This is a genomic window from Luteibacter sp. 22Crub2.1 (assembly GCF_900167995.1).
Taxonomy (GTDB): domain Bacteria; phylum Pseudomonadota; class Gammaproteobacteria; order Xanthomonadales; family Rhodanobacteraceae; genus Luteibacter; species Luteibacter mycovicinus.
In genome coordinates, this window is record NZ_FUYT01000010.1 from 178124 (window position 1) to 199753 (window position 21630).

General features: G+C 63.6%; 17 protein-coding genes. 14 read left to right on the forward strand and 3 right to left on the reverse strand.

Going from position 1 to position 21630, the window contains the following annotated elements:
- Window positions 1–3 precede the first annotated feature (3 nt).
- The 12 genes from B5X73_RS12430 to B5X73_RS12485 all read left to right on the forward strand — a co-directional run bounded on the left by B5X73_RS12430 (window position 4) and on the right by B5X73_RS12485 (window position 14999).
- A complete protein-coding gene (locus tag B5X73_RS12430; RefSeq protein ID WP_254857288.1) occupies window positions 4–1101 on the forward strand; it encodes a polysaccharide deacetylase family protein in 1098 nt (365 codons plus the stop codon).
- Window positions 1089–2351: an O-antigen ligase family protein gene (locus B5X73_RS12435; protein WP_079521944.1), complete on the forward strand. Its 1263-nt coding sequence runs from the start codon at window positions 1089–1091 to the stop codon at window positions 2349–2351. Before B5X73_RS12430 ends, B5X73_RS12435 begins: the two co-directional genes overlap by 13 nt.
- Window positions 2348–3703: a phenylacetate--CoA ligase family protein gene (locus tag B5X73_RS12440; RefSeq protein WP_079521945.1), complete on the forward strand. Its 1356-nt coding sequence runs from the start codon at window positions 2348–2350 to the stop codon at window positions 3701–3703. Before B5X73_RS12435 ends, B5X73_RS12440 begins: the two co-directional genes overlap by 4 nt.
- On the forward strand, window positions 3700–4821 hold the full coding sequence (locus B5X73_RS12445) for a glycosyltransferase (protein WP_079521946.1): 1122 nt from the start codon (window positions 3700–3702) through the stop codon (window positions 4819–4821). Before B5X73_RS12440 ends, B5X73_RS12445 begins: the two co-directional genes overlap by 4 nt.
- The gene (locus tag B5X73_RS12450) at window positions 4818–6029 is read left to right on the forward strand and encodes a glycosyltransferase family 4 protein (RefSeq protein WP_079521947.1); all 1212 of its coding nucleotides are present in this window, start codon (window positions 4818–4820) and stop codon (window positions 6027–6029) included. The genes B5X73_RS12445 and B5X73_RS12450 overlap by 4 nt, the downstream gene beginning before the upstream one ends.
- Window positions 6026–6664, forward strand: a complete 639-nt coding sequence (locus tag B5X73_RS12455) for a polysaccharide deacetylase family protein (protein WP_079521948.1) — start codon at window positions 6026–6028, stop codon at window positions 6662–6664. The genes B5X73_RS12450 and B5X73_RS12455 overlap by 4 nt, the downstream gene beginning before the upstream one ends.
- Window positions 6661–7821, forward strand: coding sequence for a glycosyltransferase family 4 protein (locus B5X73_RS12460; protein WP_079521949.1), 1161 nt, complete (start codon window positions 6661–6663; stop codon window positions 7819–7821). The genes B5X73_RS12455 and B5X73_RS12460 overlap by 4 nt, the downstream gene beginning before the upstream one ends.
- A gap of 2 nt (window positions 7822–7823) precedes the next feature.
- Window positions 7824–9008 carry a hypothetical protein gene (locus B5X73_RS12465; RefSeq protein ID WP_254857289.1) on the forward strand — a complete coding sequence of 395 codons (1185 nt, stop codon included), beginning with the start codon at window positions 7824–7826 and terminating at the stop codon, window positions 9006–9008.
- Between the two features lie 106 nt (window positions 9009–9114).
- Window positions 9115–9483 (forward strand): hypothetical protein, encoded by a 369-nt coding sequence (locus B5X73_RS12470; protein ID WP_079521950.1) that lies wholly within the window; start codon window positions 9115–9117, stop codon window positions 9481–9483.
- 73 nt (window positions 9484–9556) lie between these two features.
- The gene (locus tag B5X73_RS12475) at window positions 9557–10828 is read left to right on the forward strand and encodes a TolC family protein (protein WP_079521951.1); all 1272 of its coding nucleotides are present in this window, start codon (window positions 9557–9559) and stop codon (window positions 10826–10828) included.
- Window positions 10825–11913: an efflux RND transporter periplasmic adaptor subunit gene (locus tag B5X73_RS12480; RefSeq protein ID WP_079521952.1), complete on the forward strand. Its 1089-nt coding sequence runs from the start codon at window positions 10825–10827 to the stop codon at window positions 11911–11913. The genes B5X73_RS12475 and B5X73_RS12480 overlap by 4 nt, the downstream gene beginning before the upstream one ends.
- The gene (locus B5X73_RS12485; protein ID WP_079521953.1) at window positions 11913–14999 is read left to right on the forward strand and encodes an efflux RND transporter permease subunit; all 3087 of its coding nucleotides are present in this window, start codon (window positions 11913–11915) and stop codon (window positions 14997–14999) included. The genes B5X73_RS12480 and B5X73_RS12485 overlap by 1 nt, the downstream gene beginning before the upstream one ends.
- A gap of 232 nt (window positions 15000–15231) precedes the next feature.
- Here the strand turns inward: B5X73_RS12485 and B5X73_RS12490 are convergent, their stop codons facing one another.
- The 3 genes from B5X73_RS12490 to B5X73_RS12500 are packed head-to-tail and all read right to left on the reverse strand — an operon-like array spanning window position 15232 to window position 19413.
- Complete coding sequence (locus tag B5X73_RS12490; RefSeq protein ID WP_079521954.1) at window positions 15232–15570, reverse strand: hypothetical protein; 339 nt, start codon at window positions 15568–15570, stop codon at window positions 15232–15234.
- Between the two features lie 14 nt (window positions 15571–15584).
- Window positions 15585–17099 (reverse strand): RHS repeat domain-containing protein, encoded by a 1515-nt coding sequence (locus B5X73_RS12495; RefSeq protein ID WP_079521955.1) that lies wholly within the window; start codon window positions 17097–17099, stop codon window positions 15585–15587.
- Window positions 17032–19413 carry an RHS repeat protein gene (locus tag B5X73_RS12500; protein WP_176167831.1) on the reverse strand — a complete coding sequence of 794 codons (2382 nt, stop codon included), beginning with the start codon at window positions 19411–19413 and terminating at the stop codon, window positions 17032–17034. Before B5X73_RS12500 ends, B5X73_RS12495 begins: the two co-directional genes overlap by 68 nt.
- A gap of 1029 nt (window positions 19414–20442) precedes the next feature.
- On the opposite strand from B5X73_RS12500, the gene B5X73_RS12505 reads away from it, so the two are divergent.
- Window positions 20443–20784 (forward strand): DUF1153 domain-containing protein, encoded by a 342-nt coding sequence (locus B5X73_RS12505; protein ID WP_303048760.1) that lies wholly within the window; start codon window positions 20443–20445, stop codon window positions 20782–20784.
- Window positions 20784–21602, forward strand: a complete 819-nt coding sequence (locus B5X73_RS12510; protein ID WP_254857290.1) for an IS3 family transposase — start codon at window positions 20784–20786, stop codon at window positions 21600–21602. Before B5X73_RS12505 ends, B5X73_RS12510 begins: the two co-directional genes overlap by 1 nt.
- Window positions 21603–21630 lie beyond the last annotated feature (28 nt).

Sequence of the window (21630 nt, forward strand, 5' to 3'; positions counted from 1 at the left end):
GACATGCCCCTTCGTGGCGCACCAGGTATCCGGGGCCGACTCGGCGAACTCTGTTACTCCAGTGGCTTGCTGCATCCGTTGCAACGCGTACGGGCATGGTGGCAGCGCGATCTGCGCATCCTCGCCTATCACCGGGTGATGCCACTGCCGGATCCGGATACCTACGAGTTCGACCTCGAACTGATCAGCACGCCGCCCGCGGAGTTCCGCGAGCAGATGATCCGGATCAGGAAATTCTTCCGGCCGATGCGCCTCACCGACATCGTCGCGGCGCTCGACGCCGGCGAGGCCTTACCGCCGGATACGGTGGCGATCACCTTCGACGACGGCTACGACGACAACTACCGTATCGCGGCACCCATCCTCGATGAGGTGGGCGTGCCTGCGACCTTCTTCGTCTCCACCGGTCACCTCGATACCGGTCGCCCGTATGGATACGACTGGCTCGTCCACATGATTCTGGTGACCGGCGCGCCACGCCTGCAGTTGCCCGAACTCGGTATCGACATCGTCCTGCCGCCGGATCGCGCCTCGCGTCGACGCATCGCCGGCAACGTGCTGCTGCGCATGAAATGGCTCGATGCCCTGGGTCAGACCGCGATGACCGAACGGCTCGAGCAGGAATGGGACATGCCGTCCGCCGACGCGCGACCGCCCGACTGCCGCCCGATGACCTGGGACCAGGCGCGGGAGATGGAGGCCAGCGGCCACGAGTTCGGTTCGCATGGCGTGCATCACCGCATGCTGGCCCGGCTGCCGGAAGATGAAATGGAGCGCGAGATCCGTGCCTCGAAAGCGACGCTCGACCGCGAGCTGCGCCACCCGTCGATCCTGATGTCGTACCCGGTCGGCGGCGATCGTGCTTACAACGAAGCCGTGATCGCGGCCACACGCAATGCGGGGTTCCGGCTCGCGTGCAGCTATATCTGCGGCACCAACCCGGAGCCCAGCGAGAATCGCTACGCCCTGCACCGTCTGCCGGTGGAGGCGAACATGGGACCGGGCTGGTTCGCGGCGATGCTCGCGCTGCCGCAACTCATGAGCTATCCGACCCCGGCACACGAAGCCACCGGACCACAGGCTCAACCATGTTCCCTCTGATCCTGGTCTATGTGGTGCTCACCATCATCCGGCCGCAGGATTACGTGCCGGGGCTGGATCTCGTGCCTATCCTGCCCGTGGTACTGATGCTGGCGTTCGGCGCGTGGCTGATCTCGCGCGACAAGACCTTCCAGGCGCCGCAATTCATCATCCTCCCGGCCTTCCTGCTGATCCTGATGGTCTCGGAAGTCGCCAACGGATGGACCGGTGGCGCGGTCGACGAGCTCGCCAGGTTCGGCCCGGCCGTTATCGCGTTCTTCGTCCTCGGTGCCGCATGCAGCACGCAGAAGCGCGTGCGGACGGCGATGACCGTGTTCGTCATCTGCGCGGCGGTGCTCGCGCTGCACGGCATCGAACAGGCGAAGACCGGCATGGGCTGGACCGGCATCCCGATCGGCGAAGGCGGCCGCATCCAGTATGTCGGCATCTTCAACGACCCCAACGATCTGGGCCTGCTCTTCGCCGCCACGCTGCCGATGGCGATGTTTCTGGGCCGCCCGGGTGCGGGCGCGATGCGCCTTGTCTGGCTCGGCGCCGCCGCACTGCTTCTGTACGGGATCTTTCTCACCAACTCGCGCGGTGCGATGCTCGCGGTGCTCGTCGTCGCCGGCTGCTATGTCTGGTACCGGCGTGGCATCGCCGTCGCCGGCGTGCTCGGCGTGATCGGTCTCACCGTCATGAAGCTGCTCTCGTCGCGCATGGACGAGCTGGATGCCGGCGAGGAGTCCGCCGCCGGTCGCGTGGATGCCTGGTACGCGGGACTCGAGATGTTCCGCGACAACCCGATCTTCGGCGTGGGCGCCGGCAACTTCACCGAGTACAACGAGCTCACCGCTCATAACTCGTTCGTGCTCGTCATCGCTGAAACCGGGTTCGTCGGCTTCGTGTTGTGGCTTGCCTTCGTCGGGTATGGCTTCTGGATGATGTTGACCATCGTGCGGCATGTGCGCGTGCCCGGGAAGGACGCGGCCGTCGAAGCCGACTGGGCAACCGAGCGGCAGATGGCGCTGACCTTGCTGCTGTCGCTGTGCGGCCTGTTCGCCTCGGCGTTCTTCCTCAGCCGCAGCTACATGATCGTCATGTACCTCATCGCCGCCATGGTAGCCGGCCACTACGTGGGTGCGCGTCGCCGCTGGCCGGAGCTCCCCTTCTTCCGTCTGTCCGACGGCGGCTGGCGTTGGGTCCCCGCTGCGATGGGCACCATCGCGGGCTTCTTCGTCCTCGTGGCCGTCCTGTTGAGGACCGTATGAGCGCGGTCTATGAAAACCTGCTCCGCCACGTCGTCTGGCCTGCGTATGAAGGGGTCCTGCGTCGACGCGATACCCCCCGCCATATGCGTGACTACGAGCGCGAGCAGTGGCTCTCACCGGAGCGTCTCGAGGCCTTGCAGATGGACCGGCTGCGCTCGCTGCTGGACTGGTGCTGGCACGAGGTGCCTTATTATCGCCGCCGCTGGACCGAGATCGGCATGCGGCCGGGCGACATCCGCAGCATGGCCGACTTCGCGACGCTTCCCGTACTGACCAAGGCGGATGTCCGTCACCATGCGGACGAACTGAAGGCGAGTTCGCTGAAAGACACCCTCGGCTACAAGGCGACGGGCGGCTCGACCGGCGAACCGCTGCGCTTCGGCTTCACCCGCGAGAGCAACGACCGCCGCGTCGCGGTGATGTGGCGTGGCTACGGCTGGGCCGGATCGCGCATGGGACGGCGCACGCTGTTCCTCTGGGGTGGAGCGGTGGGCAGCCCCTCGACGGCGCACCGGATCAAGGACCGGATCTACAACGCGGTCTTCGCTCGCAAGCTGCTCGACAGCTTCCACATGAGCGAGGCCAACCTCGCCTCCTACGCGGAAGCCATCGACGCCTATAAGCCGGAAGTACTCGTCGGCTACGTCGGACCGCTGGTACGTCTTGCCGAATGGCTGCTTGCGACCGGTCGACGGATCGCGCGACCCGCCTCGATCATCGGCGCGGCCGAGGCTCTGCATCCGTTTCAGCGCGAGATCATCGAACGCGCGTTCGGCGCACCGGCCTTCAACACCTATGGCTGCCGCGAGTTCATGCTGATCGCCTCCGAGTGCGAGCACCGCGACGGGCTGCATGTGAATGCGGACCACCTCGTGGTGGAGACCCTCGTCGATGGCCATCCGGTCACCCACGGCAGCGGCGAAGTAGCCATCACCGACCTGTTCAATCGCGGCATGCCCTTCATTCGCTACGTCAACGGTGACATGGCGACCCACGCCACGCGCCGCTGCCCCTGCGGACGCGGCCTGCCGATGCTCGCGTCGGTCGACGGCCGCAAGCTCGACGCCATTCGCACCCCCGCCGGTCACGTCCTGCCGGGAGAATTCTTTCCGCACATGCTTAAGGACGTGCCGGGGCTGCAGCGCTTTCAGCTGGTACAACGCCGTCTCGACCGGCTCGATCTTTCCATCGTGCGTGGCGATGGCTTCGACGACGCCTCGCTCGCCTATATCCGTCATGAAGTGGGCAAGGTCATCGGCGACAGCGCCGAACTGCACTGCCATTTCGTCGACGACATTCCGCTCACCCGCAGCGGCAAGTTGCGTGTCACCGTCTCGGAGCTTGCCTCGTGAACATCACGCACTTCGTCGAGAACCTCAACCGCGGCGGCCTCGAACGCATGGTCATCGACCTGGTGAAGGCCCAGCATCGTCAGGGTGACAAGGTCCAGGTGGTCTGCCTGTTCGAGCGCGGCTCGCTGGCCGGCGAGCTCGACCGGCTGGGCATTCCGGTACATGCCTGCGGCAAGAAGACGGGACTGGACCTCCGTGCGCTCGCGTGCGCACGGCAGTTCATCGCCGGGCACTACACCGAGGTGCTGCACACGCATAACGCGGTGGCGCACTACCAGGCGGTGCTGGCCAGCGCGGGTATGGGCATCCGCCAGGTGGTGAACACGCGCCATGGCATGGGCGGTGCCAACCGCAAGGGTGGCCGCCGCGAATGGTTGTTTCGCCGCGCCCTGAAGGCGACCGACGCGGTCGTGGCGGTATGCGAAGCCGCCCGTCGCGACGCGGTACGCCGCGGCGTCGCGCCGGCCAGGAAAACCTGCGTAGTGCCGAACGGGATCGTCGTCGAAGGCTTCGACGTGGCGTCCGACGCCATGCACGAACGCCTGACCAACCTTTTGAAGATTCCCGACGCCACCCGGATCATCGGCACCGTGGGACGGCTCAACTGGGCGAAGGATCAGGCCAGCCTGATCCGCGCGTTCCGCCTGGTGCGCCACAAGCGATCCGATACCGCGCTCGTGCTGATCGGCGACGGCGAGCTTCGCGAGACCTTACGCGCCTGCGCGTACGATGAAGGCGTCGCCGGCTGCGTGCATTTTCTCGGCGACCGCGACGACGTACGCGAACTGCTCCAGGGCCTGGACCTGTTCGTGCTGCCCTCGATCACGGAGGGCTACTCCATGGCCTTGCTGGAGGCCTGCGCCACCGGCCTGCCCATCGTCGCCACCGACGTCGGCGGCAACGCGGAGATCGTCAGCGACGGGGCGACGGGGAATATCGTGCCCGCCTGCGATCCCCCGGCACTGGCCGAAGCGATGCTCGGTCTGCTCCATGAATCGCAGCGCGCGTCGCGTCTGGGCCGTGCCGCGCGCGACTGGGTCGAGGCGCATGGCTCGCTCGACGCGATGGCGGCGCGCTATGGCCGCCTGTACTTCGGCGACAGGGAGGCCGTGACGTGAAAGTCCTCGTCCTGACCAACCTGTTCCCCACGCCGTGGGATCCGCGGCGCGGCACGTTCAACCGGCAGCAGTTCCAGCGCCTCGGCGAGCGTCACGACGTAGATGTACTCACCGCGGTGGAATTTCGCGAGCGCATGGCGGGGCGCCAGGGCGAAACGCGTGTGTCGGGAATCCGCGAAGACTGGTTCACCTTTTATCACCCGCCGGGCTTCGGCCGCTTCCTCAACGCGTTGTGCTTCTTCGCCTGCGTCATGTGGCAGCGCGGACGCGAGATCCGTAGCGCGCACTACGACGTGCTGCTCGCCAGCTGGGCCTTCCCGGATGCGGTGGCCGGCGCGTGGATCGCGCGGCTGCTCGGTATACCGTACGTGGTCAAGGTGCACGGCAGCGACCTCAACGTGCAGGCGGAGGCACGTCTCCGGCGTCCGCAGATCCGGCAGGCTCTGCGTGGCGCGGCCGGCGTCGTCGCGGTCAGTCGTGCGCTCGCCGCGCGCGCGGTGTCCCTGGGTGCGCACGCCGACACCGTCGAGACGCTGTACAACGGGGTCGACACGCGGGTGTTTCATAGCGGCGATCGCACCGCCGCGCGGCTTCGGCTGGGGCTGCCGCCCGAGGTACCGCTCGTCCTTTATGTCGGCAACCTCAAGGCGACGAAGGGCTGCCACGATCTGATCGACGCCTTTCCGCAGCTGGTCGGGCGTCATCGCGACGCACGTCTGGTCTTCGTCGGCAGCGGTGCGAGCCGCGCTCACCTCGAAGATCGCGCGGCGTCGCTGTGTTGTGCCACCGCCGTGCATTTCGAGGGTGCGGTGGACCACGCAGCCACCGCCGACTGGTTCCGTGCGGCGGATGTCCTCTGCCTGCCCAGTCACAACGAAGGCGTTCCCAACGTGATACTGGAAGCGATGGCCTGCGGCACGCCCATCGTCGCCACCCATGTGGGTGGCATCCCCGAAGTGGTCCCCGAACACGCCGGCATCCTCGTTCCGCCCCATCAGCCGCACGAACTGGGAACCGCACTGATCGAAGCCCTGGAACGCCACTTCGACGCAGCCGCCATCGCCGACCATGCCGCCACGTTCCGCTGGGACGAAAACATCGACCGCCTCGAACGCATCCTCACCCACGTCGCCCATGCAGGAGTGCGCCCCGCGCGCGACCCCCACCTACCGACACGCGCCCAACCGCGCCCCACGCGAACACCATGATCCGAAAACCCAGAAAACTCGAACTCCTCGGGCTTCTTCCCGAAACCCTGGTGATGACCCGGACGCGCGACGCACGCCTGCGCTACCTCAGCTTCGACGACGGCCCCGAGCCAGGCCACACGCCGCGCCTGCTCGACACCCTCGCGAGGCACGGCGTCAAAGCCAGCTTCTTCCTTGTCGGCGAGAAGATCGAGCAGTATCCGGAGATCGTGCAGCGGATCGTCGCCGAGGGCCACATGATCGGCAATCATTCGTACAGCCACTGGTCTTTCAGCAACATGACCCTCACGAAACAGCTGGACGAGGTGTATCGCACCGACGCACTGCTGCGGCTGTTCGACGACCGCCCGCATCACCGGATGCGCCCGCCCAGCGGTTACGTGGGCGCGCAGTTGCTGCTGCACTTCGCGCGGCGCAAGCGCAATCTGGTCTACTGGTCCTACGACAGTCTCGACTATCAGGATGCCCCGGTGGAAACGCTGATCGCCCGCCTGCGCAACGACCCGCCCGTGCCCGGCGACATCGTGCTCATGCACGACGACAGCGACAAGGCGACCGCGGCACTCGACGTGATGCTGCCTGAGTGGCTGTCGCAGGGCTTCGGCTTCGCAGCACTGGAAGGGTCGGCGCCATGAAGATCCTGTATCACCACCGCACGCGCGGTCGCCACGTCGAGGGAGTGCATATCCGCGGTATCGTGCAGGCGCTGCGTGAGCTCGGGCACGACGTTTCCGTCATGTCTTTCCCCGGCGCCGATCCCGAGCGGGAGGTCGAGGACGCCTCGCCCGGCAAGCGGGGTCGCATCGCCACGCTGGTGACGCGACTGCCTGGCGTGGTCTTCGAGATGTTCGAGCTGCTTTACAACGTGGTCACGTGGTTTCGTATGGCACGCGCCTGGCGCAAGGCGCCGCCCGCACTGATCTACGAACGCTACTCCCTGTTCCTGTTCGCCACCATCTGGCTCGCACGCCGGCGCGGCATTCCCCTGGTGCTGGAGATCAACGACTCGGCGCTGGTCGACCGGGTGCGCCCGCTGACGATGAAAGGGCTGGCCCGGCGTATCGAGGGCTGGTGTCTGCGGCGTGCGACGGGACTGGTCTTCATCTCCACGTACTTTCGTGACGTCGCGCGCGGCGCATATGGCGCCATCGCCCCCAGTGTGGTCTCGCCCAATGCGGTCGACCTGCCACGTTTCGATCCTTCGCGCTTCGATGTCGCCGCACTGCGCGCCTCGCGCGGCCTGACCGGCCGGGTGGTGTGCGGCCATATCGGCGCCTTCGCCCACTGGCACGGTGTGGATGGTTTCGTCGAAGCTATCGCCGGGCAGCTGGATGCCGTTCCGGAACTGGCCCTGGTCTTCGTCGGCGATGGCAAGACGCTGCCCGCGGTCCGGGCGCTGATCGCGGATCGCGGTCTGGCCGACCGGGTATTGCTGCCGGGCAGGGTCCCGCACGACGAGGTCGCCAGCTGGATCGCCTGTATGGACTATGCCGTGCTGCCGAATTCCAATCACTACGGGTCTCCCATGAAACTGTTCGAGTTCATGGGTATGGGTGTCGCGGTGGTCGCGCCCGACTATGCGCCGGTGGCGGAAGTGATCGCCGATGGCCGCACGGGCTGGCTGTTTCCGCACGGTGACGCCGCCGCCTGCGTCGAGCGCGTGCTCGCGCTGGCGCGCCATGCCGACGAACGCCAGCGCGTGGGCGACGCCGCCCGCGACTACATCGCCAGCGAGCGGCAGTGGCGCAACAACGCCGAACAGCTGCTCACCCTCGTCCCGGCCGGAGCCTGAACGTGATCGCCATCGCCCTGCTCGTCCTGCTCCTGCTGGTCGCCGCGGCGGTCACCGTGGCCATCCGCGCACGCAACATGCAGTACTGGCTGTGGGGCTACCTGACCCGGCGCAGGCCGCCGAAGGTGGCAGGACCGAAACACGTGCTGTTCTGCTTCGTCGACCATTTCGAGCCGAACTGGGGCCGCGTGGACATCGATACGCAGCGGCGTCGCGTAGACCGCTGGTGCAGCGACTATCGCGCACTGGCGGCGCGCCACCGCGACGCGGATGGCCGCGTGCCACAGCACAGTTTCTTCTACCCGGAAGAGGAATACGTCGAGGAGCACCTGGACAAGCTGCAGTCGCTTTGTGCCGACGGGTACGGTGAGATCGAAATCCATCTGCATCACGACAACGACACGGAAGCCAACTTCGTCGCCACCATCGACCGCTTCAACCGGCTTCTGCACGACAGGCACGATGCCTTGCCGCGCGATCCCGTCACCGGCCAGCTGCGCTTCGCCTTCATCCACGGTAACTGGTGCCTGGACAACTCGCGCGCCGATGGCCGCTGGTGCGGCATCGACAACGAGCTGATCCTGTTGCGCGAGCTGGGTTGCTACGCGGACTTCACCCTGCCCTCCGCCCCCAGCGACACGCAGACGCGGATGTCCAATGCGATCTACTACGCCACCGACGACCCGCAGCGCTGCAAATCGCACGACACCGGCGTGCCGATGCGCGTGGGCGGCAAACCGAGTGGCGACCTGCTGATCATCCAGGGGCCGCTGGGCCTCAACTGGAAAGACCGGCGCTTCGGCGTCATCCCGCGTATCGAGAACTCCGATGTGCGCAAAGGCTGCCCACCGACGCCCTCGCGTGTCGATCAATGGGTGGATACGGGCATCCACGTCGAAGGCCGCCCCGAGTGGGTCTTCGTCAAGGTGCACACCCACGGCACCCAGGAACGCGACATGGACACGCTGCTCGGCGCTCCCGCCGATACCATGCACGACCACCTCGAGGCGGTCTACAACGATGGTGTGCACTACGTACTCCACTACGTCACCGCCCGCGAGATGTACAACATCGCCAAAGCCGCCGAAGCCGGCCTCGCCGGCGACCCCGGCCGCTATCGCGACTTCGAGCTGCCGAAGCCGGGCAAGCAGCCGGTCGCCCACGAGACCGCCGCAACCACCGTGTAGGAGCGCGCCTGCGCGCGACCCCCAGGCCGGCAACGCCACCGCCCAACAGGCCGCCCCCACGCCTGAAATTGTCTAACAGCCGCGCCGTCCAGTAGCATCGCAGCCCATGCATCTCGCCACGCCCCGCCTGTTCACCCGACTTCGCCGCCATCGCGGCGTGTGGGTGCTCGCGCTGGCCATGCTGATGTTCAAGCTGACCATGGCCACGTTCTGCCTGCTCGACGGACCGACGTCCGCGTCCGTCGACACGGCGGGTGCCACGACCGCCGTCGCCACCAGCGACACCGCACCGGGCGATACCTGCGTTCTGAATGAAGGCGGCGGCTGCCACTGCAGCTGTGCCCATAACGTGGCCGTACCCTCGACGATGCCCGCCCTGCTTGCCGGCGTGCCGCACCTACACATCACCGCGACGCTCCGTACCGGTGTGACGCCGACCTACGAGCGCTCCCCGCTCCGCCCCCCGATCGCCTGACGAACGCCACCGTGCGATGCCGACCGCCTGAGCGGTCGCGTCGATTCGCGTCCGTTTTTCCGGAGATCCATCCATGTTTTCTCTACGCATCGCGCTTTCCGGCGCCGCGTGGGTGTGCCTGTGCGCCGCGGGCCACGCGAGCGCTCTGCCACTCGACCGCGCATCGCCCGCCGTGCGTGACCGCATCCACGCGTTGTGGGCCGACAACCCAGCCATCCAGGCGGCGGACGCCCAGCGACGCGCCGCCGAAGCCCGTGTCCGCGCCGCGGCGCAGCCCGTCTACAACCCTACGCTGTCCCTCGAGGGCGAGAACGCCGATGTGGATCGCCGCACGGCATCGGCCAGCCTGTCGCTGGATCTGAGCGACAAGCGACGCGCCCGGGTCGACGAAAGCGAAGCCGCCTTACGCGTCAGCGAGGCCGCCTACGCGCTGCGCCGTCGCGATATCGCCGCCGAATGGCTCAAGGCGTGGGCCTCGGCCGAACTCGCACGGCGGCAGCGCAGCCTTGGCGAGGAACGCGTCGTGGCGATGACACGCTTCGACCATCTCGCCGCGGACCGTCTGCGTGTCGGTGACATCAGCGCACCGGAGCGGGATCTGGCCGCGCAGGCACTGGCCGAGGCGCGCATCGAACAAGCCGCTATCGAGGGGCAACTCGCGGCGGCGCTGGCCTCGGTGACGGCTATCGGCGGCGAACGAGACGACGGGCAGGCGGCCGGATGGCCTGCGCTACCTGAAGCGCTGCCCGCCAGCCCCGATCGCATCGATGAACAGGCCCTCGACGACCGCCTCGAACTGCGGCAGGCCCGTGCCGAGCAGCAACGCCTCGATGCGGCCGTCACCGTGGCCCGCCGCACGCGACTGTCCGATCCCACGATCAGTCTCACGGGCGGGCGGGTCCGCAGCGGTAGCCGCAGCGATCCGGTCATCGGCATCAGCGTCTCGATGCCGCTGCCGGTGCGCAACACCGGCCGCGCCGAGGTGATGGCGGCGCAGGCGGAAGCGGATGCCGCGCTCGCCGATCGACAGGCGACCGCATGGAAAGCGGAAGCGACGCTACGTCAGACCGCCATGACCTATCGCGTATTACGAAGCACCGCGGAAACACTGCGCAAAGCCCGAACGGGAGCCCTGGGCGAGCGCGCCGCGCTACTCGAACGCCTCTGGCAGGCCGGTGAACTCGACACCTCCGACTACCTCGTCCAGCTCAAGCAGAACCTCGATACCGCGCTGTCCACGCTCACGCTGGAAGCGCAGACCTGGCAGGCCTGGTTCGATTACCTCGCCGCCGCCGGCCGTCTTCCCGAGTGGATCGACGGCCCCGCAACGGATGCCACCCCATGAATCGACCCGTTCTGAAGACCGCTTTCGCGCTCGCGATGGCACTGTCCCTCTTACCCGCACGCGCCGAAGAAGCGGCAAACCCGCTGAAACTCGACGCGCGGGCCATCGCCGATGCCGGCATCGTCGTCGACACGCTTCGCTCCCGCCAGCTGACCGACACCCTCACCGCCCCGGGCGAAGTCAGGGTCGACGCCTATTCCACCCTGATCGTCTCGCCACGCGTCGCCGTCCAGGTCGTCGAGCGAAAGGCGAAGCTCGGCGACGTTGTCGCCGCCGGCACCCCGCTGGTCGTGTTGTCGAGCATCGAGGTGGCGGAAACCCAGGGCCGCCTCATCGTCGCCAGCCAGGACTGGGCACGCGTTTCGGCGCTGGGTCGCCAGGCCGTTTCGGGGCGTCGCTACGGCGAAGCGAAGATCGCCCGGGACCAGGCGCGCGCCGCGTTACGTGCCTACGGACTGACCGAAGGACAGATCGCTCGTATCGTCGCGCGGGGTTCAGCGGCCGCGGACGGCCAGTTCGAGCTCATCGCACCGAAGGCGGGCCGTATTACGACCGACGACTTCCTCGTGGGCGAGCGCATCGAAGCGGGAAAACCGCTGTTCACGCTGGTCACCGAGGACACCGTCTGGGTCGAAGCGCGTCTCCCGCCCGCGGCCGCGGATGCGATACGGCCCGGCGCGGCCGCTACCATCGTCGCGCACGGAACGGAACGGCCCGGCAGCGTCATCCAGCGCGCGCATCGGACCGACGAGGCAACACGCACCACCAGCGTGCGCCTTCGTGTCGACAACCGTGACGACCTGCTCCACCCGGGGGAACTCGTGGAAACGCGTATCGCCACTTCGGCGACCGCCAGCGTTCTCGCCGTGCCCGCGGAAGCCGTGGTGCTGCTGAAAAACGAACCGACGGTGTTCGTGCGCGGCAAGGAGGCCGGAACGTTCGAGCCCATGGCGGTGGACGTCGGCGAAACACGCGACGGCTGGACCGTCGTGCGCCGTGGCCTGACCGCGGGAGCCGCTTACGTCAGCAAAGGCGCCTTCGCCCTGAAAGCACGCCTCCTGCGCTCGCAGCTGGGAGACGACTGATGCTCGTCCGTCTCGTCGAACTCTCCCTCCGTTACAAACTGCTGGTGATCCTGGGCGTTCTGACGATCGCCGCCCTTGGCGTCGCCTCACTGAAGCGGCTCCCCATCGATGCCTTCCCCGATGTCACGCCGGTGCAGGTCAACGTCTACACCGAGGCCTCCGGACTCGCCGCCGAGGACGTGGAGCGCCTGCTGACCACCCCCGTGGAAGCGGCCCTCGCCGGATTGCCCCGCGTGGAAACCATCCGTTCGGTGAGTCTGTTCGGGCTGTCGTACGTCGCCGTCTACTTCGATGACGACACCGACATCTACTTCGCTCGCCAGCTCGTGAACGAACGGCTGCAACAGGTCGCCGCACGTTTACCCGAGGGCTATGGCAAGCCCGAGATGGGTCCGAATACCTCGGGCCTGGGACAGGTCTTCTGGTACACCGTCGAGACCGACGACGGCAGCGCATCCGACATGGACCTCCGTGCGTTGCAGGACTGGACCGTCCGCCTGGTGCTGCGCACGGCACCCGGTGTCGACGACGTGACATCGTGGGGTGGGCAGGAGCGACAGTTTCAGGTCCGCGTCGATCCGATGCGCCTGGTCGCGCACCGACTCGCACTCAGGGACGTGATGCAGGCCGTCGAATCGAACAATGCACAGGTCGGCGGCAACGCGATCGACATCGGCCGGGAGCAATACCTCGTGCGAGGCGTCGGTTTGCTGCGCAACGCGGAGGACATCGGCTCCATCGTGTTGAAGAGCGACGATGGCACACCGGTGTACATCCGTGACGTGGCGTCCGTCGTGGAGGCAGGCGCACTCCGGACCGGCGCGGTCACGCGCGATGGCAAGGAGGTCGTCCTGGGCCAGGCACTGGCGCGCATCGACGAAAACGCGAAGAGCGTGGTCGACGCCGTCAAGGCGAAGCTCGATACGGTGCGTCGCGCGCTGCCTCCCGGCACCGTCGTCAAACCGGTCTACGAGCGCACGGATCTCGTGGACGCGGCGGTCAGTACGGCATCGCGCGCCTTGCTGGAAGGCGCCCTGCTGGTCGCCGTCGTGCTGTTTCTCTTTCTGGGCGAGCTGCGAAGCGCCCTGATCGTCGTTGCGACCCTGCCCCTGGCGATGCTGATCGCCTTCATCGGCATGGAACGGTGGGGATTGTCCGCCAACCTCATGTCGCTCGCGGGGCTGGCCATCGGTATCGGCATGATGGTGGACGGCGCGGTGGTCATGGTGGAGAACGCTCACCGCATCATGGGCGAGCGTGCCGCGCAAGGCGACACGGTGGACCGGGGCGCCGCCGTGCTGCAGGCCGCTCGCGAAGTGGCGACACCGGTCGCCTTCGCGATCCTCATCATCATCGTGGTTTTTCTTCCGCTGTTCGGGCTGCAGGGCCTGGAAGGAAAAATGTTTCGTCCGATGGCGTTCAACATCGGCTTCGCCATGGCGGGCTCGCTGGTGCTCGCCCTGACGCTGGTCCCCGTCCTCGCCGCTCTGCTTCTGAAGCCGGGACCGGAGCGGGATACGAGGCTCGTCGGCTGGCTCAAGAGCCGCTACGGGCGTCTGCTGCACTGGTCGCTCGACCACCGGCGCATCGTCCTGGGCGGCGCCGTGGTCGTGCTTCTGGGCACATTCGCCCTTATCCCCTTCCTCGGCAAGGAGTTCATGCCCAACCTGCGCGAGGGCGCCATCATGTGGCGGATCACGTCGATCCCTTCTTCCTCTCTCGAGGAGTCGATCGACCTTTCGCGTCAGGTTGCCGAGCGGATCAAGGCCAACGTACCCGAGGTCGAAACGACGCTGGCCATGATCGGACGCGCCGAGAAAGGCGAAACCGCGGACGTGAACTACATGGAGGTCTACACCCCGCTCAAGCCCGCGTCGGCATGGCGCGACGGCCAGACGCTCGAGTCCATCGAGGCGGCGATGCAGCAGGAGCTGACCGACGCGCTGCCTACCGCGGTCGTCAGCTACACCCAGCCCATCCAGATGCGCATCGAAGAGCTGATTTCCGGCGTCCGCGCCACCCTTGCGCTGAAGATCTACGGTGACGATCTGGCCACACTCGACCGGCTCAGTGCCCGGGCGCGCGACGTACTGGCGACGGTACCGGGCGCAACCGACCTGGCGCTCGAAGCCAACCTCGGCAAACCGCAGCTGCGCATCGAGGTCGACCGCACCGCCCTGGCTCGCTACGGACTCAATGCCGACGATGTACTCACCGTGGTTCGCAACGGTATCGGTGGCGAACCCGTCAGCAGCCTTATCGACGGTGTACGCCGTTTCGACATCGCGGTGCGACTGGACGACGCCAGCAAGGCCTCGCCGGGAACGATCGGGCGCATTCCGCTACGCACGCCGACCGGCGCGCTGGTGCAGTTGTCCCAGGTCGCCCGCGTCACCCAGGCCGAGGGGTATTCGTTCATCCGCCGCGAGGCGCTGCAACGCTTCGCCGTCATCGGACTGGATGTACGCGGCCGGGATATCGACGGGTTCGTGCGTGAGGCGGAGGCACGGCTGGCCTCGGAACTCACCCTGCCGACAGGCTATTACACCGAGTGGGGCGGCGCGTTCGAAAATCAGCAACGGGCCATGAAGCGTCTGGCACTGATCGTGCCGCTGACGATCTTCTGCATCTTCGTGCTGCTCTACACCGCGTTCAGCTCGTTCCGGCATGCGGCGCTGATTCTTGCCAACGTGCCGTTCGCGGTCATCGGCGGCGTCATCGGCTTGTTCATCACCGGGCAGTATCTGTCCGTACCTTCGGCGGTCGGCTTCATCGCGGTGTTCGGCGTGGCCATGCTCAACGGGATCGTGCTGGTCAGCTTTCTGGACCGGCAGCGTGACGCCGGTGGTGACCTTCGCGACGCCGTGCTTCGAGGGAGCACGTTACGTCTGCGCCCCGTGCTGATGACCGCCACCGTAGCGATCCTGGGGTTGCTACCGATGTTGCTGTCCAGCGGCGTCGGCGCCGAGACCCAGCGACCTCTGGCTACCGTCGTTGCCGGCGGGCTGATCACCTCGACGCTGCTGACGCTGGTGCTCTTGCCCGTGGTCTACGAGTGGATGGAGGCGAGATCCCGACGCCGGTAAAGAGTCCTTCTCCGGTGGCAGAATTACCCGCTATGGTGGAAGAATTACCGGCTGTGGCGGGAGAATTGCCGGCTCTGGTGGGAGCCAACCCTGTTGGCGACTGGGACGCTTGCCGCAAGGTCCCACCGCCGACAAAGTTGGCTCCCACCGACTAGTCATGACGCGCGGCTGATTCACCAGACTCGATGCAAACCAGGCGAGTATCCGGACACATTATTCGCAGCTTGCGACATCAATGTCCGAAGCTCACGTTCACGGACGCAATCGGCAGCGAGACCAACACGGCAGCCGACGCCACACCAAGCGACCCGAACCAGTTAACGAGCGATGCGACGCGACTGTCGACTAAGCTCGGAAAGTAGGATCTGACTGCATTTATCAATGCGAGGCCAAAAATCGGAAGAACATAGAGGACAACGCATGCTTGCCATCCGTACTCGGCCGGCGCGCCCTTCCAGTACGCTGTCGAGGCACCGAACCAGTTAGCGACAACAAAAAGCACGTACACGGCGACAGCCAATAACGCTAGCGCGTGCGTAAACCACAGTGCCGCCGTCCCAATGAATGCCATCGCGCCATCCTGCCTCACGGCTTCACCTCCAGAGTTCCCAGATAGTCGATTGGCGTCTCAACCGGGCCACCGTAACGTATCGGAAAAGCGCCTGGGATGAGTGACCTGGAAGAATAATCTGTCATTTGAACGCTGGATGTGTTTCGAATCATCGGCGCAACGACATCCCCATAAAAAAGAGCTTCCGGAGAAAGCGAATTCACGGTTATGCACCCCACGCTATTCGTTCCCGGATGAAGCCTGAATGCCTGTCGACCCGAGGGCTGGTGAACATCATCCATGAGAAACTCGTCAACAGGATCCAGACGAAACCAGTCATCTCTCCTGTGGGAGAGAATTTGATACTGGCCGACCGGAATCTGTTGCTCGGGACGGCCATCAAACCACCCGGACCGAACAAACGTTCCGCCAGAACTCGCATCTACCGAATACATCCGGCCAGGGTGATCCAGGTCCTCAACCGTCAGCTCATTATCCGAAATCGAATACGTCGCCTTGACCAGCAACCCGTGAGGATCACTACCCGCCAGCGGGCTACCATAGGCGTATGAATAGGTGCTCGCACCTCCCATAACCCCGAGGGGATCGCTTTGGAGATATCTCCCCGTGCTTGCATCGTAGTCGCGCAGGTGATTGTAAGTGACTCCAGTGGATCCGTCGTATCGCTGCCCAGGAAAACGCATATCGAGCGAGAACGAAATCCCATCGCCGTCGGGGTCTTCGTTCGGCGAATCCATGCCAAACGCCTCCCCGGACGCCGGCCAACTCCACACCGTTTTTCGAAGTAGGCGGTCGTAGACAGAGCGAGGCGTACCTGCATGATCAGTCTCGATCGCGTATAGCCTTGTCCCATCCATAATCGTTACTGGATGATCACCCATCCAGATGATCTGACGAAGGGCCCTTCCATCTGGCGCGTAGTCGCCTATCCAGTGACCGTTCTCGTCATAGACCGTGATCGTTTCAGTCGAACCCCGGCGGGTTAAGACGCGCTCACCCCATGAGTTGTAACCGTACGAAGCAACTAGCTTCCCACCAACATACGCGTCTTCGACTTGACCGTCAGCGTTATAAGTGAACCGTGCATCCCCGGCGGTAGAAGTACGACCTGATGCATCGTATTCTCTCGCGCTATCCCCAGCACGCACGAGTCGATGGCTGGCGACGGGGTATTCGTACGAAAGGACCCCAGCGGCATCGGTGAATGATGTTCGATTTCCCGTGAGATCGTATGCATACTTCTGGACGGGCCCTGCGATATCACTGGATTCGACCAAGCGTCCGAGACGATCGTATTTCCATTGAACTTCGGCATCACGATCACGCGTCCTCACCAACTGCCCTGCGGCATCATACTCGTAACGTAGATCAAGGCCGCTAGTGCCTATCGATCGGATAGACGTCGTTCTACCATTCAAATCGTACTCGCGAATCACTCTCCTTCCAGGCATAAAACTCCACTCAAGAGGTTTTCCTAGCGCATTCCAACGCACGCCAGTCAATATGGGGAAATCGCCGTACTGAATCATTCAGCGAAACCTTCACGACGTTGCCGGAAGCATCCCGATCATAGGAGACTGTGGATCCATCGGGATAGGTTATCGCCCTGAGGCGACCGGCCGGCGAATAGGCATACCGTATTGAGAAATCTCGTCCACGAACACTTTGAACCTTTCGCGTAATCTGTCCTGCAGCGTTGTAACAATATGAGGTATGGCCAAGACCATCGGTAGCAGTCGCGAGCCGACCTACCGAATGCCTCTCATCGACACCGCAATAAGCTGGCGGTGAGTGATAGTCGAACGTCTTTGAGACAGAGCCATCCATCGTGATGCCGACTAGCCGCCCTTCGATATCGTACCTATGCAACATGCTGTGCCCATCGGCAGTTCCCTTGCGAAGAAGCGCGCCCGTATTATCGTGAACAAACGTCGATTCGCCAGAATCTGGACTCGATTCACGGAGCAAGTCACCGAGACCGTTCCGTAGGTAGATCGTCTCCAGGCCCTTGGGGTCCGTAAACGACGAAAGCCTATCCAGACCGTCGTATGCGAGGCTTAGTCCAGAAGCACTGTCGGAGGGGTCGGCCACCTGCCTAGAGAGCCTTCCGAGCGCGTCATAAGTTCGTGTTACGACTCTACCTAATGGGTCTCTCCAACTCGCAAGCCTGCCCGCCGCGTCGTAGGTAAACTCGGTTTTTTGCGCCTTCGCATCGACCTTCGTGCGAACGCGCCCGAGTGCATCGAATATCCTCGATCGATCCCCGACGATCTCTGCATTCGCGTCAAAGACTGTCTCTTTCGTCTTAAGTCCGCGCGCATCAAGCTGGTAAACGACGCGGCTACCGTTCGCCAATTCGATACTCGTAAGGCGCCTAGCGTCGTCGTAGACGAGCTTCGTTTTCACGTTGTCAGCGTCAACGATCTCCGCGAGGTTACCTGCTACGTCGTACGAATAGCCGACGCCTGCCTTGGGATCATTCGAGGAACCGCCTGATTCTCGGGACTTGGAAGTAATCCTACCTAGAATGTCATAGGTGATATCGATACGTACGTCATTTTCGTCCAAGACAGACAGCGCGCGACCAGCGCCATCGTAAGCGAGCACCTGTCGCACATTCCCTAACGGGCTCGTGACCGACTTCATGTCACCCGCACGCCAAGTGCAGTTTTTCGGATCATTCGTGCGGCCAGGCGCGTCGACCTCGAAATATTCGAACCTGTAAGTGTCATCATCCCCTTCACGCGGTCCATCAACGCTAAGTATCGAGCCGTCGCCGCGGTACGCAAAGCGAGTAGTCCTTTCTCCATCCGCCGAAGACGAGTCGTCAGCGCTACCTTTACGATATTCAAGAAGTTGCCCATCGCCGTTGTATCGCATCTCCTCCCACATCCCGGGCGCCTCGATACGAACAGGCAATCGCAAGCCAGGATCCCATGCCGTTCGTATCGTCCGCGCGACCAACGAGCCGAAGCCCTCCACACGGGCAGTCTCTAGGTGCGTCTTCGGATCGTAAGCGTATGTCGTAACCGAACCATCGAGATCCTTGACCGTCGCAGGTGTTCCGTCATCGTTGTAGGTCACTGATAGGGATGCTCGCGTCCTGCCCGCCACAGCTGGCGTCGTCAACTGCGTCAAGCGCGGCTGTCCCGCGACATCCGCGAATAGGTAGGAGGTGGTTCCACCACCGGCTATGGTGCTGGATGATGAACCGGACAGCCCTGCTTCGACCACGGCGAGGCCTGCCCCGCCAGCGTGCGTCGTTCGCGTCGCATGCCCATTGAAATCATATGAAAATGTCGCCCAGCGACGTCCATCGGGCCCGATAACTCCCGTCAGGAACCGATTGGCATACACTACATACGACGGCTCGTCGTACAGATATGTCAGCTTAGACCCATCCGGTTTAATTACGGAAGAAAGCTGTCCATTCGGCCCGTCACCAGCGTACTCAAATCTGGTCGTAGCGCCATCAGGTGCCTGTAGCTCTGAAATTCGCCCTGCCTCATCATAAATCAGACTGATTGATCTTCCTTTCGAATCGACGACCAATGCGAGTGGCGACCCATCCAACTCATCACCGTAATGAAGACTGACCTTTTCGCCTGACCGATTGGCAATGGATCTCAACCGGCCACCTTTGTCGTAGGTTTCTTTGGATCCGTCATTTTCTGTGAATTCCCACCCTTCCGCAGTCTCAAGAAGCGCGCCCAGGTCACCACGCGCCGCTATATATTGGCCGCCTCGTAGCTCGAATACCCTGATGGATCCGTCAGACCGACGAGCCTGCATTGCAAGGCCATACTGTTTCGCCTCCGAATCGTAATAGCGGGTGCGCTCCAAGGACCGGTCGTATGTATGCCTCCATCGGGCTCCTAGTCGTCCTAGAGGGGGAGCGATCTTCCAACTCTCGAGACTCCTCTGGGTGGGTGAAACGGCGCCGCTATTATAGATTCGGTCAAAACGTAGCAATGATGAAGGGAGTATCAGATCTGACGCCATCTCGACCTTGCTCGATGTTCCTGCATGTATCGGATTAACGACTAAGAGCGCATCGTCCAGGCGACAGGAGAGGTTTGATGTTCCGGTGTTCGCGCTGAGCAGCCGATCGGAAGGAAGATTCTGGCGAGGCGTTCAGCGCGCATATTGTCGCGAAGCGACGGTCCTGTTAGGAACAATCCCGGTGCCAGCTGTCCACATCGCATATCCAGATGGGCAAGACCGAACAGCGTGAGCTCCCCAATAATTGGACTGAAACACCCCTTCAGGATGCTGATCGGTTTCGTAGCGCATTGTAATCCAAACCAGATCGTATTCATCGAGACCACTGCCATCATTTGAAGCAGAGTGATTCTCAACGTTGATCGAAGACACCGTGCAGTTTCGGTGATTAGAACCGGACAAATAGCCCTGAGGATGCCGACATCTAAATTCCACGGCTGACGTCGCAGCATCCGCAACTTCCCTATAATGAAAAGCTCCGTCTTCCAGATAAACCCAATAGCCGTCTTTGTAGGCGGCGATATCAGCCGTCGTCGAAGAGGCGGATCTACCGACGCCCGTAAATATCGATGCACTCAACATGGCGCATGCAGCGATGCGACCTGTAAACCGCAATCCTTTGCTTCTCTCCACCACAGAACTCTCCCTCGTGAGGCGGCCTAGAGGTCGCCGCATTAGATGAGGTGCAAGGGTAGGTAGAGATTTATCCGTAATACATACGAATATTCTGATTTTTGATGAAAATGTATGCGACCGAGAAATCTGCCTCATCGAGCGGGGAATTCCACCCACAAGAGCCGCCTCCAGATGCCTGTATGAGACGGCTACCGTTTCTTTGGATGTGTAATGACCCACTGAAATCCTGCTCAGGTGTTACTTTCCCAAGGGAGCACCCCCATGAGCATCGTGATGGAAGAAGAAATTAAGCGCTGGACGGCCCGCCGCAAGTCGGCATTGGTCCTGGAAGTGATCCAGGGCAAGACGTCCATATCCGAAGCCAGTCGCCAGTTTGATCTGCCGCCTTCGGAAATCGAAGGCTGGGTTGAGGATGCAAAACGCGGCATGGAAAACGCCTTGCGGGCCAAACCAGAAGACGTCCGCGAACAGTACGAGCGTCAATTGAAGGACCTCCAGGAAGCCTACGGCGAAGCCATGCTGGAGCTGCGTGCACGAAAAAAATTGAGCTCCCTGCTGGGCAAGGACGAGACCTGATGGTCTCCCTTCAGCAGGGATTGCTTGCCGATGGTTTCGAGGTCTCCATGGTCAAGCTATGCCACTGGTTTGGCGTGGCGAGGCGGACGGTCTATTACCGTTCGGTCAAGGCGCCTCCGAAGATCCAGGAGGCGATCGCCGCACCCGTGAAAGCCCTCATCGAAGCGGAGCCGTCCTTCGGCTACCGGACCGTCGCAGGCCTGCTTGGCATGAACAAGAACACGGTCCAGCGCATCTTTCAGCTCAAGGGCTGGCAGGTGCGCAAACGGCCGATTGGCCAGCGTCCACGTATCCAGGCACTGCCCTCGGTCGCCACCCGGCCGGACGAGCGCTGGTCGACGGATCTGTGCCGGGTCTGGGGTGGCAAGGACGGCTGGCTCAGCTTGGCGTTGGTCATCGATTGCCATACCCGCGAACTTCTTGGCTGGCATTTGTCGCGCAGTGGGAAGGCCAGCACGGCCGCCGGTGCGCTGGAGCAAGCCCTGATCAGCCGCTTCGGCACCTTGGGCAAGGTCAACGCGCCCTTCCTTCTTCGGTCGGACAACGGCTTGGTTTTTACCAGCCGAAAATACACCAACCTGGTCCGCAGCTATGGCTTGCAGCAAGAGTTCATCACGCCGCATTGCCCGCAGCAGAACGGCATGGTCGAGCGGGTCATCCGCACCTTGAAGGAGCAGTGCGTGCACCGACATCGCTTCGAAAGCCTGACCCATGCGATGCGCACGATTGGCGACTGGATCCACTTCTACAACCATCAGCGACCCCATCAGGCGCTGAAGATGAAAACACCCGCTGAGGCATATGCGTTAGCGGCGTGACCTGTGCAGGAAGTGGTGGGTCATTACA

Excerpts from the sequence above, each read along its gene's own strand:
- B5X73_RS12460 (WP_079521949.1), top strand. The coding sequence starts at position 6,661 with ATGAAGATCCTGTATCACCACCGCACGCGCGGTCGCCACGTCGAGGGA.
- B5X73_RS12485 (WP_079521953.1), top strand. The coding sequence starts at position 11,913 with ATGCTCGTCCGTCTCGTCGAACTCTCCCTCCGTTACAAACTGCTGGTG.
- B5X73_RS12455 (WP_079521948.1), top strand. The coding sequence starts at position 6,026 with ATGATCCGAAAACCCAGAAAACTCGAACTCCTCGGGCTTCTTCCCGAA.
- B5X73_RS12440 (WP_079521945.1), top strand. The coding sequence starts at position 2,348 with ATGAGCGCGGTCTATGAAAACCTGCTCCGCCACGTCGTCTGGCCTGCG.
- B5X73_RS12475 (WP_079521951.1), top strand. The coding sequence starts at position 9,557 with ATGTTTTCTCTACGCATCGCGCTTTCCGGCGCCGCGTGGGTGTGCCTG.
- B5X73_RS12490 (WP_079521954.1), bottom strand. The coding sequence starts at position 15,570 with ATGGCATTCATTGGGACGGCGGCACTGTGGTTTACGCACGCGCTAGCG.
- B5X73_RS12510 (WP_254857290.1), top strand. The coding sequence starts at position 20,784 with ATGGTCTCCCTTCAGCAGGGATTGCTTGCCGATGGTTTCGAGGTCTCC.
- B5X73_RS12480 (WP_079521952.1), top strand. The coding sequence starts at position 10,825 with ATGAATCGACCCGTTCTGAAGACCGCTTTCGCGCTCGCGATGGCACTG.
- B5X73_RS12435 (WP_079521944.1), top strand. The coding sequence starts at position 1,089 with ATGTTCCCTCTGATCCTGGTCTATGTGGTGCTCACCATCATCCGGCCG.
- B5X73_RS12430 (WP_254857288.1), top strand. The coding sequence starts at position 4 with ATGCCCCTTCGTGGCGCACCAGGTATCCGGGGCCGACTCGGCGAACTC.
- B5X73_RS12470 (WP_079521950.1), top strand. The coding sequence starts at position 9,115 with ATGCATCTCGCCACGCCCCGCCTGTTCACCCGACTTCGCCGCCATCGC.
- B5X73_RS12495 (WP_079521955.1), bottom strand. The coding sequence starts at position 17,099 with ATGATTCAGTACGGCGATTTCCCCATATTGACTGGCGTGCGTTGGAAT.